Source organism: Methylobacterium sp. J-068, from assembly GCF_022829445.1.
In the GTDB taxonomy this organism is placed as follows: domain Bacteria; phylum Pseudomonadota; class Alphaproteobacteria; order Rhizobiales; family Beijerinckiaceae; genus Methylobacterium.
In genome coordinates, this window is sequence record NZ_JAKSXY010000053.1 from 1 (window position 1) to 4154 (window position 4154).

The following is a 4154-nucleotide window of genomic DNA, read 5'->3' on the forward strand; positions in this document are numbered from 1 at the left end:
GGTGCCTCCTGTGGTCGATTGGAATCGTCCACGGACAGGAGGCGACAGCGTGCAGAGCATGGGCGGGAACAGCGACATCGATCGGACCGGACGCAACGTCTTGGCGGGCAGCCGCGGACGGGCGATCGGTGTCGCTGGTGGAATGATGAGCGGAGGTCACGAGGAGGCCTCCGCAACGACGCGGGCGGACTTCACAGGCTCAAGGTCGGAGGCCCGGACCATGCCACCGGTGATCTCTTCGATCCGGGCAGCAACCCGGATGGAAGGGCCCCTCTGCCGGAACCGGAGCTTGCGGACGCCGAACACGGAGATGTCGCCGATGCGCTCGGCCAAGCCGGCATCGTCGATCTCGCTGGTCCGCATCCAGTCCTTGAGCAGCATGGCGGGGCTACCTCCGGCCGGCGGGAATGGAGACGACGCCGCAGCCGCACTGCCCACCCTGGGCGACGCCCTGGCGGTGCTGTGCGTCGACCTGATTGCGGTGCTGCCGGCGCAGGATCGCGCGGCCGTGCGGGAGCGGCTGGCGAACTGCCTCTACGAGCAGGCGCACACCCCCCGCAGCGGGCCGGCGGCCGCCCTGCTGGGCGCCATCGCGAACGCGCTGATGCGCCTGGAAGGCTGAAGGGTCCCGGCTATGCCGATCCGAAGATTTCGACATCCCGACGAGGAGACGACGATGGCCGAAGCGCCGGACGAGGACCTGTTTGAGATCGAGTTGGATGGCATCGAGCGGACGATCTGCCCGTCCATCGGCGACAAACTCTACGACATCGCGTTCGACTGCACCCGCGGCAGCTGCATCGTGAACATTACCGTCACGGTCGACGCGGAGATGGTCACGACCCTGGAGATCGTCCCGGTGGGGATGAGCGAGTTGAACCGATCCTTCGCCGCTCTGGCCGAGCAGACAAAGGCATGGCGGGTCGTACCAGTGTAAAACACATGGGAGCATGAAACGACTCATGCCCGTATGATCCTGATTCCGATGATCCGCGGGCGCGTTGTCGGAACGTGTGTGCCCGTGGAAGGGTGGAGCTTCCCTATGTCTTTGAGTGTAGGGACATCGGTAATTATAAGCTTGGCGACGGCGGCCTGCACCGCGACCCATGATATCAGCCGAGGACTAGTTTTTCCTGATCGCCATCGTGTCCACGTGCTTCGGTTGATCCCCGCTTCACGCAGCAGCGAGCTCAGCGGCTCGTGCGCTTGCGATAGTCGGCTTTCAATCGATCGAATCTCGTCAGCGATCAGCATCCGGGGATCATGATGCTTTAATGCACACAGCGCAAGCGGTAATGCATGATGCTTTTTCGCATCACTCTGCTAAGCCGCGTGGTAGCTGAAAACTGAACGGGGAGGCCCTATGGGAACCGAGGGCGAATCTGCCACCTTATTGTACCTACGCCATGTCCTAGACGAGACAGGCATGTCACCTAGCGCATTGGCAAAATCTGTCGGTATATCCTCGACGACGCTAACTAGGCCACTAAATAATTCGAATTATAAGTTCAATTTATCAACTAGTACTATGGAGAAAATCGCAAAACATACAGGAATAAGCTTAGCGCCATTTTTTGAAAATGCCGATCTTGCGTCAAAAACCTTGGCCCTCCTAAAGCCCGGAGCTTATGATCCCGAAATTTGGAAGGATCCAGGGGGAGATAACGAGCCACATAAATCAACGGTGGTCATCGGACGCGCAGGATACGGCATATGGTATGAAGCAAGGATTCACATAGTCGATTTCTTCCCAAGTATATTACTTACTAGCAGTCACGAACCAGCAAGTGAATGCTTTGCCGTCTATATTGCCGATAGTCACGTTGAGCCAATAGCATCATTTAATGACTATTTATTCTGTATTAGATGGAACTCATACAAAACCGCAAACCTAGATGGAATGCCGGTAATTGTAGAACGCAAAAGTGAGGATGGACGGCTCATCGAGCTTACGATGCGCATGCTACGTAGATCGAAAAATTCGTGGATTCTTCAGTGCGCAAACAGAAAAAAGGAGTTCCAAACTCCAATCGAACTTGAATCTCTTCCCGGTACGGATGCCACAAGGGTGATCGGCATCGTAAATTACGTCATCAGGTATCCAATTCTCCCATAATGCATTAATGCATTTTTTCGTTGATCGTTCGCTTGATCCATGCATAGTTGCATCCATCGCCTCACCCGGTGGAGCCCCCGATGCTCGTTCAGGCCTATCCTTTCCTCCCGATCTTCAGCCTTGCCGTAGTTTGGCTCGCAGGCCGTCTCGCCTTCCGTATGGAGGGCTGAGCGATGGCGCAGGTCGTCCCCCGTCATTTCGCACACCGGAAGGGTGTTGCTTCCACCGACACCCTCGGCGCCCTCAGCGGTCTCTCGATCTACGCATCGAAGCCGGAGCGGTGGGTATCGAACACCCACCCCGCTCTCGATCATCGCGCCTTCGGGAGACAGCCGTCGATTGGCAGCGATCTAGGGTCGATGCGCGAGGGAAGGCTAAGCTCAACTTAGCCTCGGCGCGGCGCACCGGTCGTCATCCAACCAAGAACACGAGATCCACGAGGTTTCGGGTGAGCGCTACGCGCCACTCGACACAAGCGGCCCCCGCCAGTGCTGCAACACCAGCGAGGGCCTTCCCCGAACCCAGGAGCTGAAACCATGGAACAGGGCAACTGCCTTGATAGCACCCGCATGTCCGCTGCGCAGGAGGTCGACACTCGAGCGGATCACGAGCCTGCGCTGGATGCAGCGATCACCGGCCTGCTGCAGGCTCCGACGCGCGCGATCGCTTCCGAGCGGGGGGCGGCAGCCCAGCCCCGCTCTGAGATGACCGACCTCGCGGACGTCTGCATCGAACAGGTGGCCCGCTTGGATCATTGGGATGCAAACACGGGCTCGCTGACCGAAGAGGAGGGCGAGGCCGAGATGGACCGCTGGAACGCGGTGTTTCGGCGCGCGATCGAAACGCCTTCGGCCGGGCTTCGGGACCTCGCTGGCAAGGCGCATCTGATGCTTGCCGACCTCGACCGGTTTCATCCGTTGAAGGAGGAGCCGACGGACGATGCCCGCCTGATGCGGGTCATCTTGGGCGAAGCTCTGATTTTCGGTGGGCTCGTAGGTCCCGTCAGCACTCCGCAGGGCGATCCCATCCAGTCCGTGATCAAGGAAGCCCGTCGGCTCCTGCGCGCCTACCTCGACGCCCATCACATCTACGAGCAGGACCCGACCACCCTCGACCCGCGTCCGGAATGGTGCGACGCCGGCCGCGCCCTTTGGGCTTACGTCGATGCGACTATCCTCCAGACGGTCCCCCTCACAGCGGCCGGGTGCCGCGATCTGGCGCGCTTCGCCGTTGAATATGCCGATGCGATGGAGTGTTCGATATCCGATGACGACGAGCAGGCGATCTCGCGCCTGATCGGTCAGAGCCCTCTGCTATGCGACGGCACTGAGAACGCGAAAGCTGGTTCCGTCTTCGCGCTCGCCAAAGCGGACGCTGATGCGCTTGGGCTGTCGGGGCTGGGCATCAGCGAGTTGAGCGCCTTCTATGACAAGCTCAAAGCGGCGGCCGAATTGTGGGGCGCGGCTATGTGTGAGCCCGTCGCAGTGGCCAGTAGCTCGACCCAGGGCTTCGTCGTTCGATCGCACTACGGCAGCCGTGCGGAGTTTGAGAACGCTCGGGCCGGCTTCCTCATGGATCGCGTCGCAACTGAGATCACGAACCGTCCTGCGATCAACGATTGGGACCGCGACAATCGGCTTGCACTGCGCATCCAACAGGAGATCGCGTGCGAGGGCCGCATTCAAGATCCTGCTTTGCTGGCCGAAATCGCTCGGACATGGGGCTGAGCCGATGAACGCCCCCTCTGCCCCTTTCCGGGGCGTCACCACCATCCTCCTCCAGGATGGCAGCGAGATCACCCTCGATGCCATCGAGACCAGCACTCAGGGGCAAGCCATCCTGGCCGAGATCGACGAGGCGATCCTGGCCATTGAGGGGCAGTTCGCCTTCGGACGGCAGACGGACGATCCGTCCTGGCGCACCCGTGCCGAGATCGCCCTGAAGCGCAAGCGCCGGAGTCGTCCCGTCCTGCAGGAGCGCATCGGGGTCCTGCGTCGCGCCGAGCGTTCCATGGCACTCGGTTCGAGCCAAGCCGCCG

5 protein-coding genes and 1 pseudogene are annotated in these 4154 nt (G+C 60.4%); 5 read left to right on the forward strand and 1 reads right to left on the reverse strand.

What is annotated here, in order from left to right; translation table 11 throughout:
- Positions 1–156 precede the first annotated feature (156 nt).
- A complete protein-coding gene (locus MKK54_RS06135) occupies positions 157–333 on the reverse strand; it encodes a hypothetical protein (protein WP_244009913.1) in 177 nt (58 codons plus the stop codon).
- Between MKK54_RS06135 and MKK54_RS06140 the strand changes: the two genes are divergently transcribed.
- From MKK54_RS06140 to MKK54_RS06160, 5 genes and pseudogenes are all read left to right on the forward strand, one after another.
- Positions 320–622 (forward strand): hypothetical protein, encoded by a 303-nt coding sequence (locus tag MKK54_RS06140; RefSeq protein ID WP_244009914.1) that lies wholly within the window; start codon positions 320–322, stop codon positions 620–622. The genes MKK54_RS06135 and MKK54_RS06140 overlap by 14 nt on opposite strands.
- Positions 623–676: 54 nt before the next feature.
- Positions 677–937 (forward strand): hypothetical protein, encoded by a 261-nt coding sequence (locus MKK54_RS06145; RefSeq protein ID WP_244009915.1) that lies wholly within the window; start codon positions 677–679, stop codon positions 935–937.
- 426 nt (positions 938–1363) lie between these two features.
- Positions 1364–2116 carry a LexA family protein gene (locus MKK54_RS06150; protein WP_279597206.1) on the forward strand — a complete coding sequence of 251 codons (753 nt, stop codon included), beginning with the start codon at positions 1364–1366 and terminating at the stop codon, positions 2114–2116.
- 536 nt (positions 2117–2652) lie between these two features.
- Positions 2653–3843 (forward strand): hypothetical protein, encoded by a 1191-nt coding sequence (locus MKK54_RS06155; protein ID WP_244009917.1) that lies wholly within the window; start codon positions 2653–2655, stop codon positions 3841–3843.
- A 4-nt stretch (positions 3844–3847) separates the two neighbouring features.
- Positions 3848–4154 (forward strand): annotated as a pseudogene (locus MKK54_RS06160) (hypothetical protein); the annotation flags it as partial.

Bases quoted from the DNA above. Each gene is read 5' to 3' on its own strand.
- MKK54_RS06150 (WP_279597206.1), top strand. From the start codon at position 1,364: ATGGGAACCGAGGGCGAATCTGCCACCTTATTGTACCTACGCCATGTC.
- MKK54_RS06155 (WP_244009917.1), top strand. From the start codon at position 2,653: ATGGAACAGGGCAACTGCCTTGATAGCACCCGCATGTCCGCTGCGCAG.
- MKK54_RS06145 (WP_244009915.1), top strand. From the start codon at position 677: ATGGCCGAAGCGCCGGACGAGGACCTGTTTGAGATCGAGTTGGATGGC.
- MKK54_RS06140 (WP_244009914.1), top strand. From the start codon at position 320: ATGCGCTCGGCCAAGCCGGCATCGTCGATCTCGCTGGTCCGCATCCAG.